Origin of the sequence: Streptomyces sp. NPDC059832, from assembly GCF_042731715.1 — a bacterium.
Classification (GTDB): domain Bacteria; phylum Actinomycetota; class Actinomycetes; order Streptomycetales; family Streptomycetaceae; genus Streptomyces.
Genome location: NZ_JBHWIY010000045.1, coordinates 25,291 through 45,957, shown reverse-complemented (window position 1 = coordinate 45,957; position 20,667 = coordinate 25,291). Strand labels below are relative to the sequence as shown.

Annotated in this window: 17 protein-coding genes and 2 pseudogenes; 11 read left to right on the top strand and 8 right to left on the bottom strand. The window is 68.1% G+C overall.

Going from position 1 to position 20,667, the window contains the following annotated elements; all coding sequences use genetic code 11:
• Both ACFV8T_RS40720 and ACFV8T_RS40715 read left to right on the top strand, forming a co-directional pair.
• On the top strand, window positions 1-1,180 hold a 1,180-nt coding region (locus ACFV8T_RS40720; RefSeq protein WP_385337616.1), incomplete at its 5' end, for an Ig-like domain-containing protein.
• A gap of 291 nt (window positions 1,181-1,471) precedes the next feature.
• Window positions 1,472-1,729 carry a hypothetical protein gene (locus ACFV8T_RS40715; RefSeq protein WP_385337613.1) on the top strand — a complete coding sequence of 86 codons (258 nt, stop codon included), beginning with the start codon at window positions 1,472-1,474 and terminating at the stop codon, window positions 1,727-1,729.
• A 586-nt stretch (window positions 1,730-2,315) separates the two neighbouring features.
• On the opposite strand, the gene ACFV8T_RS40710 is transcribed toward ACFV8T_RS40715, so the two are convergent.
• The gene (locus tag ACFV8T_RS40710; RefSeq protein ID WP_385337610.1) at window positions 2,316-3,440 is read right to left on the bottom strand and encodes a YncE family protein; all 1,125 of its coding nucleotides are present in this window, start codon (window positions 3,438-3,440) and stop codon (window positions 2,316-2,318) included.
• A gap of 426 nt (window positions 3,441-3,866) precedes the next feature.
• Here ACFV8T_RS40710 and ACFV8T_RS40705 point away from each other — a divergent pair, with 426 nt between their 5' ends.
• On the top strand, window positions 3,867-4,004 hold the full coding sequence (locus tag ACFV8T_RS40705) for a hypothetical protein (protein ID WP_385337607.1): 138 nt from the start codon (window positions 3,867-3,869) through the stop codon (window positions 4,002-4,004).
• Window positions 4,005-5,019: 1,015 nt separating this feature from the next.
• Here the strand turns inward: ACFV8T_RS40705 and ACFV8T_RS40700 are convergent.
• Together ACFV8T_RS40700 and ACFV8T_RS40695 are read right to left on the bottom strand one after the other, a co-directional pair.
• The gene (locus ACFV8T_RS40700; RefSeq protein ID WP_385337604.1) at window positions 5,020-7,443 is read right to left on the bottom strand and encodes a WD40 repeat domain-containing protein; all 2,424 of its coding nucleotides are present in this window, start codon (window positions 7,441-7,443) and stop codon (window positions 5,020-5,022) included.
• Window positions 7,444-7,511: 68 nt separating this feature from the next.
• A complete protein-coding gene (locus ACFV8T_RS40695) occupies window positions 7,512-7,748 on the bottom strand; it encodes a hypothetical protein (protein ID WP_385337600.1) in 237 nt (78 codons plus the stop codon).
• Between the two features lie 223 nt (window positions 7,749-7,971).
• Between ACFV8T_RS40695 and ACFV8T_RS40690 the strand changes: the two genes are divergently transcribed.
• Entirely contained in the window at window positions 7,972-8,604 is a 633-nt protein-coding gene (locus ACFV8T_RS40690) for an NPCBM/NEW2 domain-containing protein (protein WP_385337597.1), read from the top strand.
• Window positions 8,605-8,697: 93 nt separating this feature from the next.
• Here ACFV8T_RS40690 and ACFV8T_RS40685 read toward each other — a convergent pair whose 3' ends face one another.
• Both ACFV8T_RS40685 and ACFV8T_RS40680 read right to left on the bottom strand, forming a co-directional pair.
• Window positions 8,698-9,912 (bottom strand): IS110 family transposase, encoded by a 1,215-nt coding sequence (locus ACFV8T_RS40685; protein ID WP_385337594.1) that lies wholly within the window; start codon window positions 9,910-9,912, stop codon window positions 8,698-8,700.
• A gap of 538 nt (window positions 9,913-10,450) precedes the next feature.
• Entirely contained in the window at window positions 10,451-10,792 is a 342-nt protein-coding gene (locus tag ACFV8T_RS40680) for a transposase (protein WP_385337591.1), read from the bottom strand.
• Window positions 10,793-11,632: 840 nt separating this feature from the next.
• Between ACFV8T_RS40680 and ACFV8T_RS40675 the strand changes: the two are divergent.
• The 6 genes and pseudogenes from ACFV8T_RS40675 to ACFV8T_RS40650 all read left to right on the top strand — a co-directional run.
• A pseudogene (locus ACFV8T_RS40675) lies at window positions 11,633-11,800 on the top strand (IS6 family transposase); the annotation flags it as partial.
• Between the two features lie 346 nt (window positions 11,801-12,146).
• Window positions 12,147-12,488: pseudogene (locus ACFV8T_RS40670) on the top strand (IPT/TIG domain-containing protein); the annotation flags it as partial.
• Between the two features lie 129 nt (window positions 12,489-12,617).
• Window positions 12,618-13,088, top strand: a complete 471-nt coding sequence (locus tag ACFV8T_RS40665) for an IPT/TIG domain-containing protein (protein WP_385337627.1) — start codon at window positions 12,618-12,620, stop codon at window positions 13,086-13,088.
• Window positions 13,089-13,251: 163 nt separating this feature from the next.
• Window positions 13,252-14,310: an IPT/TIG domain-containing protein gene (locus ACFV8T_RS40660; protein WP_385337588.1), complete on the top strand. Its 1,059-nt coding sequence runs from the start codon at window positions 13,252-13,254 to the stop codon at window positions 14,308-14,310.
• Window positions 14,311-14,325: 15 nt separating this feature from the next.
• The gene (locus ACFV8T_RS40655; protein WP_385337633.1) at window positions 14,326-14,703 is read left to right on the top strand and encodes a hypothetical protein; all 378 of its coding nucleotides are present in this window, start codon (window positions 14,326-14,328) and stop codon (window positions 14,701-14,703) included.
• Between the two features lie 119 nt (window positions 14,704-14,822).
• Entirely contained in the window at window positions 14,823-15,122 is a 300-nt protein-coding gene (locus tag ACFV8T_RS40650) for a DUF4259 domain-containing protein (protein WP_385337624.1), read from the top strand.
• A gap of 90 nt (window positions 15,123-15,212) precedes the next feature.
• On the opposite strand, the gene ACFV8T_RS40645 is transcribed toward ACFV8T_RS40650, so the two are convergent.
• From ACFV8T_RS40645 to ACFV8T_RS40635, 3 genes are all read right to left on the bottom strand, one after another.
• Window positions 15,213-15,827 (bottom strand): TetR/AcrR family transcriptional regulator, encoded by a 615-nt coding sequence (locus ACFV8T_RS40645; RefSeq protein ID WP_385337585.1) that lies wholly within the window; start codon window positions 15,825-15,827, stop codon window positions 15,213-15,215.
• Window positions 15,824-16,921, bottom strand: coding sequence for a saccharopine dehydrogenase (locus ACFV8T_RS40640; protein ID WP_385337582.1), 1,098 nt, complete (start codon window positions 16,919-16,921; stop codon window positions 15,824-15,826). Before ACFV8T_RS40640 ends, ACFV8T_RS40645 begins: the two co-directional genes overlap by 4 nt.
• An 822-nt stretch (window positions 16,922-17,743) precedes the next feature.
• Complete coding sequence (locus ACFV8T_RS40635) at window positions 17,744-18,442, bottom strand: TetR/AcrR family transcriptional regulator (RefSeq protein ID WP_385337579.1); 699 nt, start codon at window positions 18,440-18,442, stop codon at window positions 17,744-17,746.
• Window positions 18,443-18,839: 397 nt separating this feature from the next.
• On the opposite strand from ACFV8T_RS40635, the gene ACFV8T_RS40630 reads away from it, so the two are divergent.
• The gene (locus ACFV8T_RS40630) at window positions 18,840-20,450 is read left to right on the top strand and encodes an MFS transporter (RefSeq protein ID WP_385337576.1); all 1,611 of its coding nucleotides are present in this window, start codon (window positions 18,840-18,842) and stop codon (window positions 20,448-20,450) included.
• The last annotated feature ends 217 nt before the right edge of the window (window positions 20,451-20,667 follow it).

Here is a 20,667-nt window from a genome sequence, read left to right as displayed (position 1 = left end):
GACGGTGAATCAGGCAGGTACGACGACGGCCTTGACTTCGGTCCCTGACCCGTCTGTGTTCGGTCAGGTGAAGACGCTGACGGCGACGGTGGCGGCGGTGGCGCCTGGAGCCGGTACTCCCACCGGGACGGTGAGCTTCTTCGACGGAGCGACCCTGCTCGGCACCGGGACACTCAGCGGCGGGGTGGCCACGTTCACCACCTCCACCCTCGCCATCGGTACTCACTCCCTCACCGCGGTCTACAACGGAAGCGGCAACTTCAACACCTCCACATCCCCCGTGGACACCCAGACGGTGACCAAGGCAGGTACGACGACGGCCTTGACTTCGGTCCCTGACCCGTCCGTGTTCGGTCAGGTGAAGACGCTGACGGCGACGGTGGCGGCGGTGGTGCCTGGAGCCGGTACTCCCACCGGGACGGTGAGCTTCTTCGACGGGGCCACCCTCCTCGGCACCACGAGCCTCTCCGGCGGGGTGGCGACGCTGTCCGTCTCCAGCCTGGGGGCAGGGTCGCATTCGCTGACCGCCGTCTACAACGGAAGCGGCAACTTCAACACCTCCACATCCCCCGTGGACACGCAGACGGTGACCAAGGCAAGCACGACGACCACGGCGAGCTCGTCGCCCAACCCTTCCGTCTTCGGACAACCGGTGACCCTCACGGCCACCGTGGCCGCCGTGGCACCCGGGTCCGGTACACCGACAGGAACGGTGACGTTCTTCATCGGTGGTATCCCTCAGGCACCGGTCACGCTGTCCGGCGGTGTCGCCACCCTGACCGTCTCGAACCTGCCGGTCGGAACACGGTCCATCCGGGCCACCTACAACGGTGACAGTAACTTCACCACCTCGACCTCGACCACCTTCAGCCAGACCGTCAACAAGGCCAACAGCAGTACGGCCTTGACTTCGGCCCCCGACCCGTCCGTGTTCGGTCAGGCGAAGACGCTGACGGCGACGGTGACGGTCGTGGTGCCTGGAGCCGGTACTCCCACCGGGACGGTGAGCTTCTTCGACGGAGCCACCCTCCTCGGCACCGGGACACTCAGCGGCGGGGTGGGTACGTTCACCACCTCCACCCTCGCCATCGGTACTCACTCCCTCACCGCGGTCTACAACGGAAGCGGCAACTTCAACACCTCCACATCCCCCGTGGACACCCAGACGGTCACACCGTGACCACTGTCGCGCCAGCGGTGCCCCGGCCGGCTCCTTCCGGTCGGGGCACCGCTCTGTCTGAACCTCAGCCGCAGCTTCCAGACACGGCAGCCCATTTTCGGATCACCCCAGCTCACCCGACAGATCCCCCCGATGCTCGGTCAGTGCCCGGCGCAGCAACATGGTGCGGTACTCGACGGACACTCCCGTGTAAGCGCCGTGGTCGACGCATGTGGGGGGCTTTGACACAAGGCCCCGAGACCTCGTCCCCCGTGCCGTCGACACCATGATCGGCCGAATGCCAGAGCGCGGATGGCTGATGAATGCTTCGGCCTCGGCCGGTGTCCACCGTCAGTCGTCCTCACCTGTGGCATCAGCTGCCCGAGCGCGGTGGTGACGGAGCGGCAGGAGAAGCTGCTGTTCGACGCGGGTCGGCATCCGGACGCCGACCGCATCGAGCGCAAGCGCCGGGGCGACGGCGCCGACCGGGAGCACGCGGTGTTCAGGGTCGTCGGTGGGGGCAGTCGGGCCCGCAGGTGTCCCAGTTGGTGGTGTGGCCCTCGGCTGTGAGTCCGGCGGATCGCGCCCAGCAGGCCACCGCAGTTCCGATTCCGAGCCCGTTGGGAAGGCCGTGGACGAACGCGGGCAAGCCCAAGGGCCTGTACCTTCTGAGTGACGTCGTGCCAGGCCGTCTCCAGCGACCCGGTCAACAGTTCGTAGTGCGGGCGCTGCGCGGGCCCGAGTCCCAGGATGCGAATGGGCGAGGTGACGGGGACGATCTCTGCTATGACCGGGCCGCGCTGCGTTGAGCCGACGAGCCAGTTCTTTGCTGATCAGCACCGGAGTTGTGGTGACCTGATGGCGGGAGCAGATGGTGCTGTTGTCGGCTGCAAAAGGCCAGCGGCCCTGTGGATCACTCCGCAGGGCCGCTGGGCTGCTGGACACTCGGCAGGACTCGAACCGGCGGCCTTCTGATCCGTAGCTCTGTCTGGATCGGTCAACGACGGTCATTGCGGTCTCGCCGAAGCCTCCAAGGCGTACTACTGGGCGGGGTTATTTGTTGCATTTCGCTGCTGCACAGGGCTGGCGGTGGCCATCGCGATGAGGAGTTCGGTCGCGGATGTGGATTGCCCGCGCCGGCCCTTCTCTGCCGTCATCAGCGGTGGTCGGGCCTGCCGCAGTGCCTGTCGGGATTGATGGTGGTGGGGGCGGTGGCTGTGTGGGTGGTGGTGTCGCCGCCTCCGGTGACCGTCGCGTTGTTGGTGACGCGAGCGGGCGCGCTGCAGGAGATGCGGACGGTCAGGGTGATGGGTGGGTAGCTGCTTCCCGCAAGGAGGGCATCGCGGCGGGTGCAGGTAAGGGTGGAGCGGGTGCAGTTCCAACCGGAGCCGCTGATGCGGTCGGCGGTGAGCCCCCGCGGGAGGGTGTCGCGGACGGTGACCGTGGTGCCGTCGGTGGTGCCGGGCCCGGTGTTGCCGACCGTGATGGTGTAGGTGCCCCTATTGCCTCGGGTGAACTCTCCGGTAAGGCTCTTGGCGATAGTCAGGGACGGCTTCTGCTGACTGGCCGGGGCGATCGCGATCCCGAACGGGTTGTTGCCGACGGGGATCGGGCTGCCCACGACGGTGTTGGTGGCGGTGTTGATCACCGACACGCTGTTCGATTGCTCGTTGGTGACGTAGGCGCGCTGGCCGTTCGGGGTGATCGCCACATTCAACGGGTTGTTGCCGACGGGGATCGGGTTGCCCACGACGGTGTTGGTCGTGGTGTCGATCACCGACACATTGTTCGAGCCTGTGTTGGTGACGTAGGCGCGCTGGCCGTTCGGGGTGATCGCCACACCGAACGGGCTGTTGCCGACGGGGATCGGGTTGCCCACGACGGTGTTGGTCGTGGTGTCGATCACCGACACATTGTTCGAGACCCCGTTGGTGACATAGGCGCGCTGGCCGTTCGGAGTGATCGCCACACCGGTCGGGAGGCTGCCGACGGGGATCGGGTTGCCCACGACGGTGTTGGTCGTGGTGTCGATCACCGACACATTGTTCGAGCCTACGTTGGTGACGTAGGCGCGCTGGCCGTTCGGAGTGATCGCCACATCCAACGGGTTGTTGCCGACGGGGATCGGGTTGCCCACGACGGTGTTGGTGGCGGTGTCGATCGCCGACACATTGTTCGAGACCCCGTTGGCGACGTAGGCGTTCGGCCCTGGCGAGGCCCAGGCCAGAGGCGGGGCGATGGCCGGCAAGGTCAGTCCCGCCAACATGGCCAGCCCTGCCATGCAGGTCCGCGTCCACACCCGTGGCCTTGGTCGAAGTTCGCTCTTCTCGGCTTCCGGGCCACTGCCCAACCCGGTCTGCCTACTCCTGCGTCTGATCACCGGCACCTCCACGTCATGAATAGGGTCAGCTGCCGCCAATCACGTCGATGGCACCGACAGTGATCGACAGATCACGTACAGTGATCACCTGTCAGGCTATGGGTCGGCGGGTTGATTCGTGCGTTTTGACACGATCCATTGGATCTGTGTGTAGAACTGTCCAGTACGCACGTGCACCATCCTCGCCATGAGGACGATGCTGAGGCCATCGAGCGCCCCCAGGGCGCCTACCAGCCCGTCGCCCTGACTGCGGGCCCCTCTCTGTCAGCCTCGGGTGAGGCATCCCGTTCTGCGGGGCCTGAGAGCACGACAGGAGAACCGTCCCCTATGCCCAGTACAGAGCCTGCCGGGTCCGACCCGGCGGGCCTTGTACTGGGCGAGCGCAAGGCGGGCAAGGTCGCGGCCGGATGCGTCCTGCTCGGTCACGCCCGTGCCTCCTGCCGGGAGTCCATGCGAACGGCGTAGGTGCACAGGCGGATGCCGTAGAGGTCAAGAGTGTCGTCGGGGTCGGTGGCGTAGTGGTGGGCAACGTCGGGCCAGGTGCTCCAGTCGAGGCGGGCGCGAAGCCGGTCTTCGTCGGTTCGTTCCGGTTGCTCGTCGGGGCCGCGGTGGCGAACAGGGCGGGCAGTGCGGCTTGCTGGGCGGCGGCCCGGCCGGCGGTGCTGTCCTTCCAGGTCACTGCGTGCACCGTGTCGGCCCCGGTGGGCACAACGTCCTCAAGCGGGTTGTCGCTGGCGGTGCGGAGGGCGGCGGCGATGAGACGGTGACTTGCATGCCTGCTGCGGTGACGGTGGTGCCCACCTCGCCCCAAGGCCCCCAGCTGTCAGGCGAGTTGCAGTTTCCCCCGCGCCCTTAACTTCGTGGCCTTGGAACGTCACGACTGAGGCTTGACATCGTCATTGGGAAGTTCTTTATGGTCTGACCTGATCGCGTTCGGTGACGGTCTCGGGTCGTCTGACGGTCTTTCCGACATCGTGGCGGATGGCGAGGTGCCGACAGTACGCCTTACGAAAGCCCGGCGACCGTAACGGACAAGCTCAGGGCTGCCGGCGGTCGATCCCGAATGTGTCGTTGAACAGCGCCACGGTCACGGCCACATCCGCGACGAACCGGGCGACCCGCTGCTGTGCCTGCCCGACCCGCTCCTCCCGGCCCGCCGTCAGCGCGGCGGCCCGGGTGTCGAGTTCCGCTGTCCGATGCTCCAGCCGCCTCCTGTCCCACCGGGTACGGGCCCGGCCAGCCCGGCCCCGTAGCTCATCGGCCCGGCCGGGCAGGCCCGCCAGCTCGGAGGCGTCGGACAGGGCGCTGTCCACAGCGTTGACGGCAGCCATCTGGGCCCGGTACAGGGCTGGCCGCACCGGCCCGACCGCCAGCAGAAACGCGTCGCTCCCGAGCTGGTGTCCCTGCGCCCGGGAGTCCCTGGCGATCCGTACGTCCTGCTCGAAGGAGGTGATGTGCGGATTGCGGTTGTCCTCGAACGTCAGCTTCGTCCGCAGGATCCGCCCGGCCAGCTCGACGTCGGGCGGAGTGGCGGCGACCGCGTCGGCGACCAGATCCCAGTTCCGGGATCCGAGCCGCAGGAGGTCGGCGAACGTCCGGACACAGCTCTCGTCCGCCAGCACCGCCGGATCGTAGCCCTGCCGCCGTATGTCGGTGATCGCCGCTTCCAATATTTCGGCGTGGTGGTCACCGAGGTGACCCAGTCGGCGTGGCCGGTCAGGGGTTCGCCGAGCTGCTGGCCGGTGGCCAGGTCCCACAGCCGCACCGTCTTGTCCCAGCTGCCGGTCACGGCCAGCGCGCGCCCGTCCACGGTGGCGGTGGCGAGCGCGGTGAGCCGGTGGGTGTGGCCGGTGAGGGGCCGGCCGAGGTGCTGGCCGGTGGCCAGGTCCCACAGCTGCGCGGTGCCGTCCGAGCTGCCGGTCAGCGCGACGGCTCGCCCGTCGACCCGGGCGGTGGCCAGGGCCAGGATCCGGCCGACGGGTCCGGCATCGGCCTGGCCGAGCTCCTCGCCGGCACCCAGGTCCCACCTGTGGAGCGTGGCGTCCGGGGCCGCGGTCACCGCGACGGTGCGTCCGTCCAGCTCCGCCGTCGCCAGCAGGCTGACTTCGGCGGCGATGTTCCCGCCGTGCGGTATGCCGGTGGCCAGGTCCCAGGTGCGCAGCGTCTTGTCCGCACCGGCGGTGATGACGGCCGGCTGGCCCTGAATGGTGGTCATGGCGGCCGTCAGCACCACGTCGTTGTGACCGCGGATCTCGGTGCGGCGCCGTGCCCGGCGTTCCCCGAGCTCCCAGACGCGCACGGTGTGGTCCGCACTGGCGGTGACGGCCACCGGTTGCCCGTCCACGATCGCCGTCGCGACGTCCCACACCTGCCGGGTGTGCCCTTTGAGCGGGCCGTTGACCTGCCACCCGCCGGCCACCTCCCAGAGCCGCACGCTCCGGTCGAGGGCGGCCGTCACCACCCGGAGCTGCCCGTTCACCTCGGCCAAGGCGCCGGCCCGGATCCGGTCCTCGTGGCGGCGGAACGGCCGCTCACCGACTTCCGCCCCGGTGGCGGTGTCCCACAGCTGCACCACGTGGTCGGAGTCGGTGGCCAGTTGGAGCGCGCGTCCGGCGACGACGACGCTGCCCAGGACACGTGCGGCAGAGCGTCCGGCGTCTGCTGCCAAGGCCGGTGCGGGGTCGGCGAGTTGCCAGAACCAGTAGTCCTGGCCGGGGACTTCGGAAGGTAGCCGGAGCGGTTGTCCTCGCAGCTCGTCGGTCGTCACCACCCACCCCTGCGCGCCGGGCAGGGAACCGGCCACCCGGTCCCACAGCCGCAGCGACCCGCCGTACGCCCGGAACAGGGTGACCGGCCGCCCGGCCACCACCACGGACTGGGAGACGTGAACCGGTGCACCGGATCGATGTCCGCAAGCGGCCGCCAGGTCACCGAGGAGGGCCACCGCGGTGTCGCCGTCGTGGAGATGGTCGATGTCGAGAGCGTCGAAGGCGCAGGCGACCAGCCGACCGTCGACCACCACCGCGACGGCCTGCGGGTCGTACGCCTGCTCGTCCGCGTCCACCGGCGCCGAGACGAGCTCGTTCCCGGCAAGGTCCCAAGTCCGCACCGCACCTCCGAGTTCGACGCGCACCGCGGCCGGGTAGCCGTGCAGACCAGCCAGCACCTGCGCCGGCACGGACGAGCCCAGCTCCTCGCCGGTGGCGACGTTCCACAGCCGCAGGGTCCGGTCGTCCTCCAGCGTCAGCACCACGCTCCGGCCGGCCAACTCCGCCACGGCCGCGACGCGGACGCACTCACCAGTCAGGGACCCGGTCGCAAGATCGAGAAGGAGGAGCCGCTGCTCGCCGGCGAGCTCCGAGAGCAGTAGCGCGACCTCGCGACCGTCCAGGGTGGCCGTGGCGATCCGGTCGACCTCCACGGTCAGCGCCGTCCGGACATCCGTGCGGCAGTGCAGGGATGGGCAGGCCTCCCGTCCGGTGGCAAGATCCCAGATCCGAACGGTGCCGTCCCGGCTGCCGGTCACGGCCACCGCGCGACCGGCGACCACGGCGGTGGCGACAGCGGTCACCTGGCCCTGGTGACCGGTCAGCGTCCACACCAGGCGGGAATCCGCCTGCGAGCCTCTGACCCAGGTCGGCTCCCAGCCGAGCGGCTCTGCACCGGGAACCGCCACCGCCAGCAGATCCCGGCTGTGGCCCATGCTGTGCGGATCTGTTCGTAGGCGGTCGGAGTCGATGAGCACGAACTCGTGGAAGTACTCCTGCACACGTCCCCAGTCGTGGATGGCCTCGTCCCCCAGCCCGCTCAGATAGTAGATGTGGTCGGCTGCGATCAAGCGGTTGAACACCTCCCGCTGCAGATCTGCCTCCAGCTCGGCAGGCACCTCCCAGAGCGGGTCCATCCACCTCCGGAGAATCTCCGCGCTCTTCCCTCGCCTGACGGCTTCGAAGACGTCGGGAGTGACCAGCCTCAGCCAATACGGGCGTGGCTGGGTCCCTCCGGCAGTACTCCGCCGCCTGCAGAGTCGTCCCGGAACTGTTCATGCCCGATGACTGCCGCGAGCAGTTCCCTGTCACCGACGGGCTCCGGCGAGAGCCGCAGATGCTCGACGTCGACCCACTTGAAGCCGTGCGCCCTTGAACCCTGGAACTTGTAGTCCCGGAAATTGATGAAGGCGCTGGCCTCGTGCGTGAGCATGTTCCCCATGGCACCAAAGCATAGGAGTCACACAGCATGTCCTACGGACCCATCGGACAGGCCCTAGCGAAACGTGCCGCCGGGCCCGTTTAATGCACTGCGATCATGCGAGGAAAGGACCCGTTCTGTGAGTACAGTGCCACCGCCCGACGACGGTACGAGGCCGCCGTTACCCCCCGCACCCCCAACGCCTGCCCCCGGTCCGGGCCCCCAACCGGATCCGGGCCCCCCGGTGACGCGGAGGCGACTGGGCGAGATAGCCGCCCTCATCTCGGCGGGCGCCGCTGTCATCGGTCTCCTGCTGGGCTTCTTCGGATTGCCGACCGTGGTCGACTCGCCCTCCGCCAGGACCGTGACCGTCACTGAGACGGTGACCGCCACCACCACCGTCACGGCGGCGCCCCCGGACGCGCCGGAGGGCGCCGAGACGCGGTCGCCCTCCGGCACCGCGCCGCCACCGGCCAACGAGGTGCTCCTGGCCGACCTCACCCCGCTCGGGATAGCCCCCGACCAGATCTTCTCGATCCAGGACGTGACCATGGGCGGCAAGCCCTATCCCGGCGCCATGGTCATCACCTACCTCTGTCAGTCGGGCCTTGAGTACAGCATCAACGAGAAGTACAAGACGCTGACCTTCACCGCGGGCCTGGACGACGACGGTGTCGCGGTGTCCGGCCGGCTGGCGGTCATCGGTGACGGCAAGCTCCGTAAGAACGTCAGGGTGGAGATCAACCGCCCCCAAACCGTGACGATCGACGTCTCCGGCGTCGTCAAGCTCGCCATCGTCCCCGAATTCGTCAAGGGACAAACCTGCGACGTGGACGGCGTGGTCGCCGCCGTGGCCGACGGGGTCCTGAAACCCTGAGACGGGCGCCCCCCGCCACTTGGCCGGTGCGCGAGGGGGGCCTCTATGTTCTTCGTCAAGGCGGTGCTGCCGCATTTGTGCTGTGTTTCTTGGTTATGCGGCGAGGGCGATGGTGGGGGTCCGGGACTCGTAGAAGGTGCCGTCTCGGAGCATGGTGAACAGGACGCTGGTGCGTTGGCGGGCGAGGTGGAGGAGGGCCTGCGTGTGGGTTTTGCCGCGGGCGCATTGCTTGTCGTAGTAGGCGCGGGAGGCCGGATCGGGCTTCATGCAGGCGAAGGCGGAGAGGAACATGGCGCGTTTGAGCTGCCGGTTTCCGCCCCGGGGTGCGTGCTCGCCGTGGATCGATGTGCCGGAGGATTTCGTGGTGGGGGCGAGGCCGGCGTAGGAGGCGAGGTGGGCGGCGGTGGGGAAGTTGGTGCCGTCGCCGACGGTGGTCAGCAGGACTGCGGCGGTTCTGACTCCGACGCCGGGCATCGACGTCAGGACCGGGGAAAGAGGGTGAGCCTCCAAAAGGGTGTTGATCTGTGCTTCCAGGGCCCGGCGTTGTTCGTGGACGGCGGCGAGCGAGCGGGCCAGGGAGGGCACAACGATGTCGAGGGCGCCGGTCCCTGGCACGACGACGGTCTGCTCGTCGAGTGCGTCGAAGACGTCGTCGATCAGCCGGGTGGCCATGCGTGGGGCCTTGGGCCGGATGAGTTCGACGAGGCGGCGGCGTCCGGCCTTTCGCAGTACGGCCGGGGATCCGTGGCGTTCGAGCAGCCAGGTGACGGCCTGGTGGTACAGGCGTGGTCCCAGGACGCGTTCGAGGCTGGGGTGGAACTGGGTGAGCAGGCCGCGTATCCGGTTGGATGTGCGGGTGGCCTCGGTGGCGAGGTCCTGATCGAAGCCCGCCAGGACGGTCAGTTCGGCGGTGATCTCGTCGGTCAGTTCCAGGGAGCACAGGGTGTGCGGCAGGGTGCGGGCCGCGTCCGCGATCACCGCCGCGTCACGCGCGTCGGTCTTCGCCTCGCCCGGATACAGGTCGGCGATCCGGCGCATCGCCAGGCCGGGCAGGTAGGCGACCTGGCAGCCCGCGTCCCGGGCCACGGCCAGCGGGAGAGCACCGATGGAGGCGGGCTGGTCCACGATCACCAGAACGGTGCCGAACTTCGCGGTCAGTTTCTCGAACACGGCCCGCAGCTTCGGCTCGCTGTTGGGCAGCTGCTTGTCGAAGACCTTCTTCCCGGCCGGGGTGAGTCCATGGCCGTGATGAGCACTCTTACCGACGTCCAGGCCGAGGCGCACGCCCACGTCTTCGGTGTCGAACATCGCACCTCTCCATACGAGTTGACGGGGCCGGCCTCGGCAGTGGTGTCGTACGCGCGCATCCACGCTATGCAGACCTGCTGCCCGCGAGCTGACCGGCATTGCGCCGGACCGGGCAGTGGCCGGACCTCTCATCAGCGTCTCCGACGGCACCTCCCGGGCCCGGTGACACCACCCCCCCCAGGTCATCCGATCCAATGCAGTTGCTTTTGGGGCCACTGCCATCTGTGGTTCAGGGCGATGATGACGGCTGGCCGGAGCTGGCTGGCGGGTTCGTCGGAGGCCTTGCTGCTGAACGGGGCAATGCACGACTTGAGCTTCCGCGGGCAGTCTCGTGACCGTCGCCGGGCCAGCAAGGCCCAGGTGATCTCGGCGACGCCGAGGCGGCGGTCACGGCTGCGTGCTGAGGGGGAAAAGCCGGTCGGTGCGATCACCGACCGGCGGACGACGTGCAGGGCCCGGGTGAACGAGGTCCGCTCCGCCGCACACTGCGCGATGCGGGCGGCCTCGTCGAGCAGGTCCCGGGTGGGGTAGTGGACGATCAGGTGGGCGAAGATATCTTGCCGAACGCCATCCGGGGTTGCGAGCGGAGAACAGGTCTGTCGCGCTGGTGGGTCTTGATCTCGTCAAAGACGAGTTCGATCTCCCAGCGTCGTGCGTACAGTTCAGCGAGCTTGCAGGCCGGGTACTTCTCGTGGTCAATCAGGCTGGTGATCAGCCGAATGACTTCAGCCCGGCCGTCGACCGGTACTCGACCACCCGCACCAGCACCAGCGCCGGCGAGGCTTTGGCGGTCCCGGTCGCCTTGCTGTGCTTGTTCGCCTCGATCCGGGCGAGATAGCTTCCGTCCGCCAGAACGTCTTCGACCCTGCGGGCGATCCACCGGTCCGTCCGCCACAGCAGGTGGGCGCCGCGGTCACGGAGCCGGTGCCGGCGAGCAAGGCCCCAGAAGCCGCGATCGGCCAGCAGTAACGTGCCGTCGCCGACGTGTCGCTCCAGTTCGTCGGACACGATCCGCTCGGAGTCCTTCCAGCCACCGATCACCGCGTCCAGGACCGCGTGCGAGGAGCATTCCGCCACGGCGACCATCCTCGCCATCGGATAGCCCACATGACGAAGCCCTTCCCTCGTGGAGGGAAGGGCTTCGTGAGCGAGCGCTGGGCAGGCCTTGCACCTGCATTTCCCCACGGGAAGCGGGATGTCTTTCCTTGGACCACCAACGCAACGTCAGCCACCGCAAGTTGCGGCGAACTGTCAAGATCAACAATAGCGCATGCGGGCCTCCCGAGCCAGCCCTGCAGCGTCTGGCAGCCGAGCGAGCGGGAGTGAGCACCATCGGACGGCGCACGGTGGAACCAGAAGCCCTGCCTCGTGCCGCGTGATCCATTCGCGGGCCGGGGCAGGGCTTGTGGGACAGAGACACTGGGCTGTGCGGACTTCCGACCGGGTGGGCACTCTGGGGAGGGGTGATGAGGGCTTTCATCGCCGAGAACGACGACTGGCTGACGGTGCTCCACTTCCCCGCCCACGCGCCCGACCTCCACCCACAGGAAGGCACCTGGTCGCTGGTCAAACGCACCATTCGGCAACCTGGCCACCGCGAACTTCGACCAGGTGGCCACCGTCGTGAAACGCAGTCTCAAGAAGATCCAGTACCGTCCACACCTGATCAACGGCTGCTTCGCGGGCACTGGCCTGGCCATGGGCGCTTGAGCACGATCAGACCGACATCACACATTCAAATTCAGTAGCCACGGCTGCCGTTTCGGTGAAGCACCGGAGTCACAAGGGGCTGAACAACCGGGCCGAGAACTCCCATCAACCGACCCGGCCACGCGAACGCGCCATAAAAAGGTTCCGATCCGTCGGCGCGGCGCAACGGTTCCTGGCCTCGTTCAGCGGCATCTCACCTCACTCCGACCCCGCCGCCACCTCATGACCGGCCACCACACCAAAATGATCATCCGCTTCGCGATCTGGGACCAGATCATCCGCACCGTCGGTCTATCCACCGCGACCTGAACCAGACGCCACCACCCCGGCCAGGTACGCCCACGCACCCCGACGCCCCACTCAACCTGACAGTGCCCCCGGGAGGGGCGCACGACGGTAGTACAAGTCGCCTAGACAGGCTTTAATCCTACGTCCATATGAATTCCCTAATGCGTCAAATCCACCTTTCGCGCTTTTAGCTCGATCGCTTAAATCGTAGCAAGCGAGAATTACGGCGCCCCGTGATGTGGAGCCGCGTCGCTTCACCTAGGACGACCCGCCCAGGCGCCCTGAAGGCGACGGGTCTTCACATGTCCTTCTCGCCCCACTGCCCACTGGGACATCCCATGCGGTTGCGCGCCCAGGCAGAGCGGTACGTTCGAAGGAGAAAGATCATGGCAACCATCACTTCGTTGGTGGACACGACGACCACCACGAACCAAGGCAGGCCCGGGAACACCGTCCAGATCAACGGAACCGGTCTGTCCACCACCACGAGGGTGAACTTCGGTTCGGCGGCGGTCACCCCGGCAAGCGTCACCGCCACGCTGGTCACTTTCGTGGTGCCCAGCGCGGCGCCGTGCTCCGGCCAGGTTTCGGTCAGCGTCACCAGCAGCGCCGGCGTTACCAGCAACGCGCTACCGTTCTTCGTCATCGCCACGCCGACCACCACAGGGCTGAGCGTCACCTGTGTGCCAGCCGCCTCGGGCGGCTCGGTGACGCTGTTCGGCACCAACTTCCTCTCCGGAACGCAGGTGGGGGTGGGCACCGTCGGCAACGTAGCGGTCACCCCCACCCAGTCGAGCCAGGTCACCTTCACCGCGCCGACCAACCCGGGCCAGGTCGGTACGGTGTCGACCCAGCCGGTGACCATCACCACCGCCGGCGGTACCAGCACCTCGGGCACCACCCAGATCGACTACTACCTCGCGCCGGCCATCACCTCGGTGCTTCCCACATCGGGTACGGCAGGGGACCAGATCACCGTCAACGGAACCGGTTTCGTCAACGTCGACACCGTCACCTTCACCGACAGCGCCACCGCCACCGCGACCGCGGTCTTCACGCCCATCAGCGACACCCAGCTCGCCGCCACCGTGCCCGGCGGACTCGCCACCGGGGCCGGAACCATCACGGTCCACACCTGTGGCGGCAATTCCAATGCCCAGGCCTTCACCATCACCTGACCGTCGGGGATAACCGGGCACCCCGACGGCACGATCACCAAGTCGCGGTCCGTCCGCAGAACGTGGCGCGGATGGGCGGCAACGCCCCGTGGCCTGGGCGACAATCGTCGGCCAGGTCACGGGGCGTTGCCGCCCCAAGCGCTAGGAGAAGGAGAAGAGCCTCATGGCCCCTGTAGTGACCAACGTCAGCCCCGCCCAAGGTGCTCCAGCCGGGGGTACCAGCGTCACCATCACCGGCTCCGGCTTCACCGACGCCACCTTGGTGAGGTTCGGCCCCAACGGCGCCGACTTCGTCCTCGTGAGCGATACACAGATCACGGCCAAGACCCCCACAGGAACCAGTACGGTCAAAGCCACGGTCACGACGCCGACAGGGACCAGCACCCAAAACGTGCTCTTCACCTACACCTCAGTCCCGGCTCTCAGCAGTCTCAGACCTGTCTCCGATCCGACTTCGGGTGAAAACACCCTCTCCGGCGGACTCGTCCCCACCTCAGGCCCCACCTCAGGCGGCAATACGGTCACCATCAACGGGACCAACCTCTCCGGCGCCATCTTGGTGAAGTTCGGGAATAACTCGGCAACCATCCTCACCAACACCCCCACCCAGATCACCGTCAGTGCGCCAGCCGGGCCACCGTCCTCGGTCAGCGTCACGGTCACCACGGCCGGCGGCACCAGCAATCCCCTACCCTATTTCTACATCGCCGCGCCCACCGTCAACGAGCTGTCCACACATCTCGGCCCAGCCACCGGAGGCAACACCGTCACCGTCCTCGGCGCTAATCTGACGCTCACCAGCGCCGTGAGCTTCGGGGGGAACCAGGCCACCACCATCAACGTGGTCTCCGATAGCCAGCTGACCGTGACCGCTCCGGCCGGGTCTGGCACGGTCACCGTCACCGTCACCACACCGGGCGGGACCAGCACGGCGACGACCACCGGGAATCCGCACTACACATATCTGGGAGCACCCGTCCTGACCAGCCTCACCCCTTCCAATGGCTCTGATCTCGGCGGCGACGCGATCGTGCTGGGCGGCAGCAACCTCACCTTCACCGACGCAGTGACCTTCGGCGGCCTCCCGGCCTCGTTTTCAGCGATCTCCGACACCCAGGTCGTCGCGACCTCCCCGGGCGGAACGCCCGGCACGGTGAATGTCGTGGCACACACCCCGGCCGGGAACAGCAACGCCCTGCCCTATGTCTACGCCCCGTCCTGAGCCCAGCCCTACGCGGTGGTGTTCGCCGCAGACCGCTACTGGATCCGTCTGCCCCCTGGAAGCGGCTACCGGATCGGCCGGCTGAGCGCAGATGCAGGAGCTGCGGCGCAGATCCCGCCGCACGCCCACCAGCTGTGGCGCGAGCCCCAGGGCCCGACCAGCCCTCACCGCTACACCCACGACTACTACCTCAAGGCGCGGGCCCTCACCGAGCCGAAGCGCAAGGCGGATTTCGTGCTCTTGGACGAGGCCCAGGACTCCAACCCGGTGGTCGTACACCTGGTGCAGCCCCGGGCCGCCCAGCGCATCGCCGTAAAGGTGTTGCTTCCCGTCCTGAAGCTCGTTGGCGTGGTACGCGCATCCCGGACGCAACTCGTGACCAACTCGCTGTGAAGTTGGCTGTGTTGTTCCCGCATCTGGACGAGCGGCAGCGGTGGCTGTTGATGGCTGCGGAGGCCCGGGTACTGGGGAACAGCGGTGTCCGGGCCGTCGCGCAGGCCGCCGCGGTCACCATGCCAGGCCAGGAGCGCGACGAGGCGGTGGCCGCCGCCGCACTCATCGCGGCGCAATGCCCGGGAGGCGAACCCGTCGACACGCCCTACGGCCCGGAAACACCCATGCCCGTGTTCTCTTCCGATCTACGGGCACTCGCTGACGAAGCCCTCGCCCGCATCACCAGCGACGAGACTGGGCCGGCCTCGAACTGGGTCGACCCGGAGGACTGGAAGCAGTGGCGGGCCATACTCGCCCGCCTCCGCGCAGTGCTTGTCCCGCCGCCACCTTCCATCGCCCTCTTCGACGTCCAGCCATAACGGAGCGTTGCTCGGCACGGAAGTTGAGCCAGAACCGCTGGAGTGAACGAAGCCACACGCCGGTGCCACCGCGCGCTTCCACAGGCGCCGTCAGCCGAGCAAGGCGGTGGCCGTGTTGATGAGTTCCACGTCGGCGGCCTCGGTGCGTTGGGCGGCGATGCCGGACCGGAAGAGCGCCGCTCCTTCGATCAGCGTGGTGAAAACCCTTGCCCGTGCCTGGCAGACGGCGTCGGGGAGAGCGGGGTCGCGGGCGCGGAGGAACCCGGCCACATGGTTCTGGTAATCGCCGTAGAAGGCGCGCAGGACCGTCGCGACGGCTTCATCACGGCCCGCCAGTGCCCACAACTCGGCGTAGACCCGCACGAGTCGCGGATCATCGTGCTCGGCCAGAAGCTGACGGACCAGCCCCTCCGCGCCCGGCGGAGTGTGCGCGGCCGCGTCGGTGAACAACGGGGCCAGCCTGTCGAGCGAACGGGCCAGGGTGCGGCGCAGGACGGCGGCGATCAACTCGGTGCGGGAGGGGAAGTAGTACTGGACGTGCCCCAGGCGCGTCTGTGCCGTGGCCGCCACCGCCCGCATGGTCAGCTCGCCGTACCCGGACTCGAAGAGAATCTGCTCGGCGGCGTCCAGGATCAGAGCGCGCCGCTGGGCACCCTTGGTCGTGGTTGCCGTGCGTTTCTCCTGCTCCGGGGACCGGTCGCTCATGCCGCCCTGCCCTCTGCGTGTTCGTCGCGCACGGCCCTGCGCACAACCAGGTCGACGCCCTGCGCGGCAAGGTCCGACGGCACGTTCTGCGGACTCGGGAGCTGTTCGGGGAAAACCACGCCGCTCGGTGCCGGGGCGCCGTCCTCGCCGCGTACCCGGCGCAGCCCCATCAGGGCGCCCAGGGCGGTCAGGTGGGCCTGCCCGGCCGGATCGGTCACGGTCGCGGAGAGGGTGTCGCCCCCACGTGTGACATCGATGCGGAGCTGAGCCGTGCCTCCCTCGCCGGGTGCGTACAGCAATCCGCGGCGTGCACCGGTGAAGCACTCGCCGCGGCCCCAGCGGAAGAACCCGAGCCGCTTGGCGGCCAGCAGGGCCGCCGTGGACGCGGGCGAGCTGAAGCCGATCCGGGTGGTTGCGGTCTGCGCGGAGAGGGTGAGGGGGAGAGTGAACTGCTCGGGGGTGTCGATCCTGGCGACCCGGGTGAGTGTCTCCCCGATACGGACGCGGCCGGCATCGCTCAGCGGCATGACCGTGTGCCGCTGCCCGCCCCGCATCACCTCGTAGTCCAGTCCGAGGCGGTCCATGAACTCCACCGAGTCCGAGCCCGCCCGGTCGGCGAGGTCCCAGCGAATGGCCACGTCGACCGTGTCCGCGCCGCCCAACCGGTCGCCGAGGCAGGCGGCGACGAGGCTGGTCACACCTCCCATCCACGCAGAGGACAGCAGTACCGGTGCGATCGGGCCCGACATTGCCGCGACGGTGGCCGCACGCTGCAACCGCGTGGTCCAGCGGGTGACGTCCACGAACGGCACCCCGCCGCTGATCGCGGCGCGCAGCACCCGGTCGTCCGGATCGTTGACCACGGTGACAACCGCGCTGATCTCCGCCCGGAACGGTGCCGGATCCGCCAGGTCCCAGGTGCGCAGTTCCGCGCCCGTCTCGTCCGCCAGTCGCTGTCCGCGCTGCACGGTCCGTCCCGTCAGTATCAGCGGCCACGAGGGGGCCGCCATCCGTGCGAGCTCCGCGCCGACCGTGCCGTATCCGCCGACCAGGAGCACAGGTCCGTCGGCGTCAAAGATGAGTTCGTCATTCATGACACCCAATATAGGTCAAGCGACCAAAAAACTTCACGAGGGAGAGATGTCACCCCGGCACCTGATGCTTCGGGACTGGCTGCGGTCACACCCAGACGACCGTGACCGCTTGACCAGGACGTTGACGCTTGCGAGAGTGCCAAGGCGGATGGACTGACGGGTGATGATCCGGAACCAGGATCCACATGCGATTCCTCAAGTCCGCACCTGCGGCGGCACCCGGGTACGCGGCCCGCCACGGCGGTTCTCCGCCAAACCGGCAAGCCCCCTCGGCATAAGGGACCTTGCAGCGGTCCACCATCAGCAGCGCCACACCGGCAAGCTCGGTGTCCTTGTGCCGCCGCCCCTCACGGACCACAACACGATCCGTGCCCGAAGTGCCACATCGGCCGGAACATCCCGCGACCCGGCCCACTCCAGCCGTTCCGCCATCTGTTCATTTGCCGAGCCGGCAGTGGAACTGCGGTTCGTTTCCCCTGCGAGGGTGTGCCGGAGATCGCGCGCACAAGGCGTCGAGCGTGACCCCTGCTTCGGTACGGCGGGAGTGTCAGCACGCCGAGGTCGGCCGGGGCCAGGGTGCGCGGCAGGAACCCGATGCCGGTGGCCAGTGCCCCGACTGGGACGGCTGACTCCCCGCAGCCGTCCACCGGGGCTCATGCACGGGTCCATCTTCCGTGTCGTTCCTTATGGAAGCGGAAATGCGCATGTGCTGGGCTTCCGCCCTGCCTGAACTGTTCCAGGAGCGCTCAGCAGGGGCGCGATACTTGGCCACTCTGGCCTGAGCGCCGAACGCAACCACAGTCGACGGCCCGCCCGCCACAACTATGCCTCGATGCCACGCCGTGCGATGTCGGCGGCGATGCCGTCCAGCACGCCGGCAAGGCCTGCGGCGAAGAGGGCGTCGAGGTCCCAGGGGTTGGCGCCCGCGAGCATTGCGGGGCCGAGCCGTGGGTATGCGCCGGGCTCGTAGAGCGAACTGTGTTCGTCGTCCGGCTCGTGGGCCGTTCGCCGACCGGTGCTTCGAGCCTGCCGTTCCGCCTCCACGTCGCTGACGTAGGTCAGGGCCACCCCCTGTACGTAGGAGGCGAACATGAACATGTAACGGAACGCGTCAGCGGGTTCGAGACCGAGTCCGTCGAATGCGGAGAAGGCGCTCTCGCTGTCCGCGGCGAGTGCCGGGCTGGAGTGTGTCCAGGCCGTCACCAGGACCTTCGACAGGATCCACGGGTGGCGGTGGTACAGCTCCCAGTCGCGGTAGGCGGCCCGTTCGAGGCCGTGTCGCCAGTTCCGCGGCAGTGTGTCGGGCAGCGGGACGGCTGTCAGTGCGGCCTCCACCATCAGGGCCACCAGGTCGTCTTTGGATGCAACGTACCTGTACAGGGCCATAGTGCTCGCGCCGAGGTCCGTGGCGACGCGGCGCATCGACAGAGCGTCGAGCCCCTCCGTGTCTGCGACATCGATCCCGGCCCGCACGATGCGCTCGACGGTCAGCTGGGGTGCACTGCCGCCGTCCTCCGGCACACCACTGCCCAGGACGCCTCCCTCCGGGAGCCCGGCCGGCGCGTCAGTCCTTCGTGCCCGGTAGGCCCGCGCCCGGCAGGCGTGGGAGCAGTACCGTCGCGGCCGCCCCCGTTCCGCAGGTTCCAGACCTCTTCCGCAGCTCGCGCATACGGACTGCTCAGACATCACCACACTCCTTTTCGTTACGCGCCCGACAGCGTGACGAAAGTCTAGCTCACCCGGTGCAGCGAACCACGTTAACCGAGAGATCAGTGGATAAAGAAAGCTCTTGCAGTACAGGGTGCCTGCCTGCTTATGCTGTACACGGCGTGACGCGTACTTGGTACGCACAGGGTGACGGAATTCGTGGTTGTCGACCTTCCGCCACCAATCGAAGGAACAGGAGTGAGTGAAGGACATGACTGAAGAGAGCAAGAGAGCCGGAGCACGGCAGTGGATCGGGCTCGCCGTCCTGGTGTTGCCGTGCGTCCTGGCGTCCATGGACATGTCCGTCATGTTCGTCACGCTCCCGTCCCTGACGGCCGACCTCCACCCGAGCAGTGCGGAACTGCTGTGGATCATGGACTCGTACGGCTTCCTGCTGGCCGGCCTACTGATCACGATGGGCACCCTCGGCGACCGGATCGGACGGCGGCGCGTGCTGCTGATCGGCGCCGCGGCCTTCGGCCTCGCCTCGATCCTGGCGGCCTACTCGACCGGCCCCGAGACGCTCATCGCGACCCGCGCGCTCATGGGCATCGCCGGATCCACGTTGGCACCCTCCACTCTCTCCCTGATCCGGAACATGTTCTCCGACGAACGCCAACGGGCCACCGCCGTAGGCGTCTGGACAGCCGGTTTCGCCGGCGGTGCCGTCGTCGGCCCCATCATCGGCGGTCTGCTCCTTGAGCACTTCTGGTGGGGCTCGGTCTTTCTGATCAACGTGCCCGTGATGATCCTGCTGCTGGTACTCGGACCGCTGCTGCTGCCCGAGTACCGCGACCCCGTGCCGGGCCGCTTCGACCTGCTCGGCGCCCTGCTGTCCCTGGTGGCCGTCCTCGCCGTGATCTACGGCATCAAGACGACGGCGGAGCACGGCTTCGCCTGGCCCGGCGCAGTCTGCATCGCTGCCGGACTCGGCGTGGGAGCCCTGTTCGTCCGCCGCCAGCGCACGGCCGCCCATCCGATGATCGACCTCGCGTTGTTCCGCACTCGCCGGTTCAACGTGCCGCTGCTCATCGACGCCCTGGCGACCTTCGCGATGGTCGGCTTCTCGTTGTTCAATTGGCAGTTCATGCAGCTTGTCCTGGGCATGAGTCCGTTCGAGTCGGCCCTGTGGTCACTGCCCACGTTCCTCGTCATGCCCGTGGGTATCGCCCTGGCCACCGCGATGGCGCCGCGCATCGGCAAGCCGAACGTGATGGCTGCCGGGCTGGTGGTGGCGGCCGCCGGTTACGTCGCACTGGCTCTTATCGAGACCGACTCGAGCATCGTGCACCTGGTGAGCGCCCTGGCTGTGGTCTCCATCGGCATCGGTGGCGTGTCCGCCGTGGTCACCGAGGTGATCCTGTCGGCCGCGCCGCCCGAGCGGGCCGGGGCGGCCTCCGCCCTGGCGGAGACCTCCGCCGAGTTCGGCGGCGCGCTGGGTATCGCGGTTCTGGGCAGTATCGGCACAGCCGTCTATCGCTCACAAATGGAGTCCCAGGCCCCCGCCGACCTCACCCCCGAGCAGCGGGCGGGCGCGGAGGAGACTCTCGGCGCCGCCGCCGAAACCGCTGCGGCCCTGCCGCACCGGACCGCAGAGGCTCTGCGCAGGGTGGCCTTCGACGCCTTCAGCCACGAGATGCGGATCGCTGCGGTGGCCGCCCTCGTAGTAACAGCCGGCGGAGCGATCCTGATTGCCACCCTGCTCCGAGGCGCACAAGCGGCCCGGACCCATGGTTGCGCAGCAGAGGACGCGGAGCACCCGGCAGGATCAGGCCGACGCGACGAGGCCGATGGACTGCCTGCCAGGACGCCCACGTCATAGCCCCTCGGGCCGGGGGAGTGGGTGCCTGGAAACGTGCACATGGCGAACGGGCGTCGCACTCTCTGAATGCGTGAGCACTGGACAGGGCGTGTTGCAGTTCGTGGTCCATGGGAGTCTCGTCGTCAGAGTCCGCTTTGGCGTTCACCTTGCTGTGGGCACCAGCCGTCACGCGGCAATGGGCGGTGAGTTGGTCTCTGTTCAATGAGTACGGCGCTGT

Bases quoted from the DNA above. Each gene is read 5' to 3' on its own strand.
- ACFV8T_RS40715 (WP_385337613.1), top strand. From the start codon at position 1,472: ATGGCTGATGAATGCTTCGGCCTCGGCCGGTGTCCACCGTCAGTCGTC.
- ACFV8T_RS40710 (WP_385337610.1), bottom strand. From the start codon at position 3,440: ATGGCAGGGCTGGCCATGTTGGCGGGACTGACCTTGCCGGCCATCGCC.
- ACFV8T_RS40705 (WP_385337607.1), top strand. From the start codon at position 3,867: ATGCCCAGTACAGAGCCTGCCGGGTCCGACCCGGCGGGCCTTGTACTG.
- ACFV8T_RS40700 (WP_385337604.1), bottom strand. From the start codon at position 7,443: ATGGACCCGCTCTGGGAGGTGCCTGCCGAGCTGGAGGCAGATCTGCAG.
- ACFV8T_RS40695 (WP_385337600.1), bottom strand. From the start codon at position 7,748: ATGGGGAACATGCTCACGCACGAGGCCAGCGCCTTCATCAATTTCCGG.
- ACFV8T_RS40685 (WP_385337594.1), bottom strand. From the start codon at position 9,912: ATGTTCGACACCGAAGACGTGGGCGTGCGCCTCGGCCTGGACGTCGGT.
- ACFV8T_RS40660 (WP_385337588.1), top strand. From the start codon at position 13,252: ATGGCCCCTGTAGTGACCAACGTCAGCCCCGCCCAAGGTGCTCCAGCC.
- ACFV8T_RS40650 (WP_385337624.1), top strand. From the start codon at position 14,823: ATGCCAGGCCAGGAGCGCGACGAGGCGGTGGCCGCCGCCGCACTCATC.
- ACFV8T_RS40645 (WP_385337585.1), bottom strand. From the start codon at position 15,827: ATGAGCGACCGGTCCCCGGAGCAGGAGAAACGCACGGCAACCACGACC.
- ACFV8T_RS40640 (WP_385337582.1), bottom strand. From the start codon at position 16,921: ATGAATGACGAACTCATCTTTGACGCCGACGGACCTGTGCTCCTGGTC.
- ACFV8T_RS40630 (WP_385337576.1), top strand. From the start codon at position 18,840: ATGACTGAAGAGAGCAAGAGAGCCGGAGCACGGCAGTGGATCGGGCTC.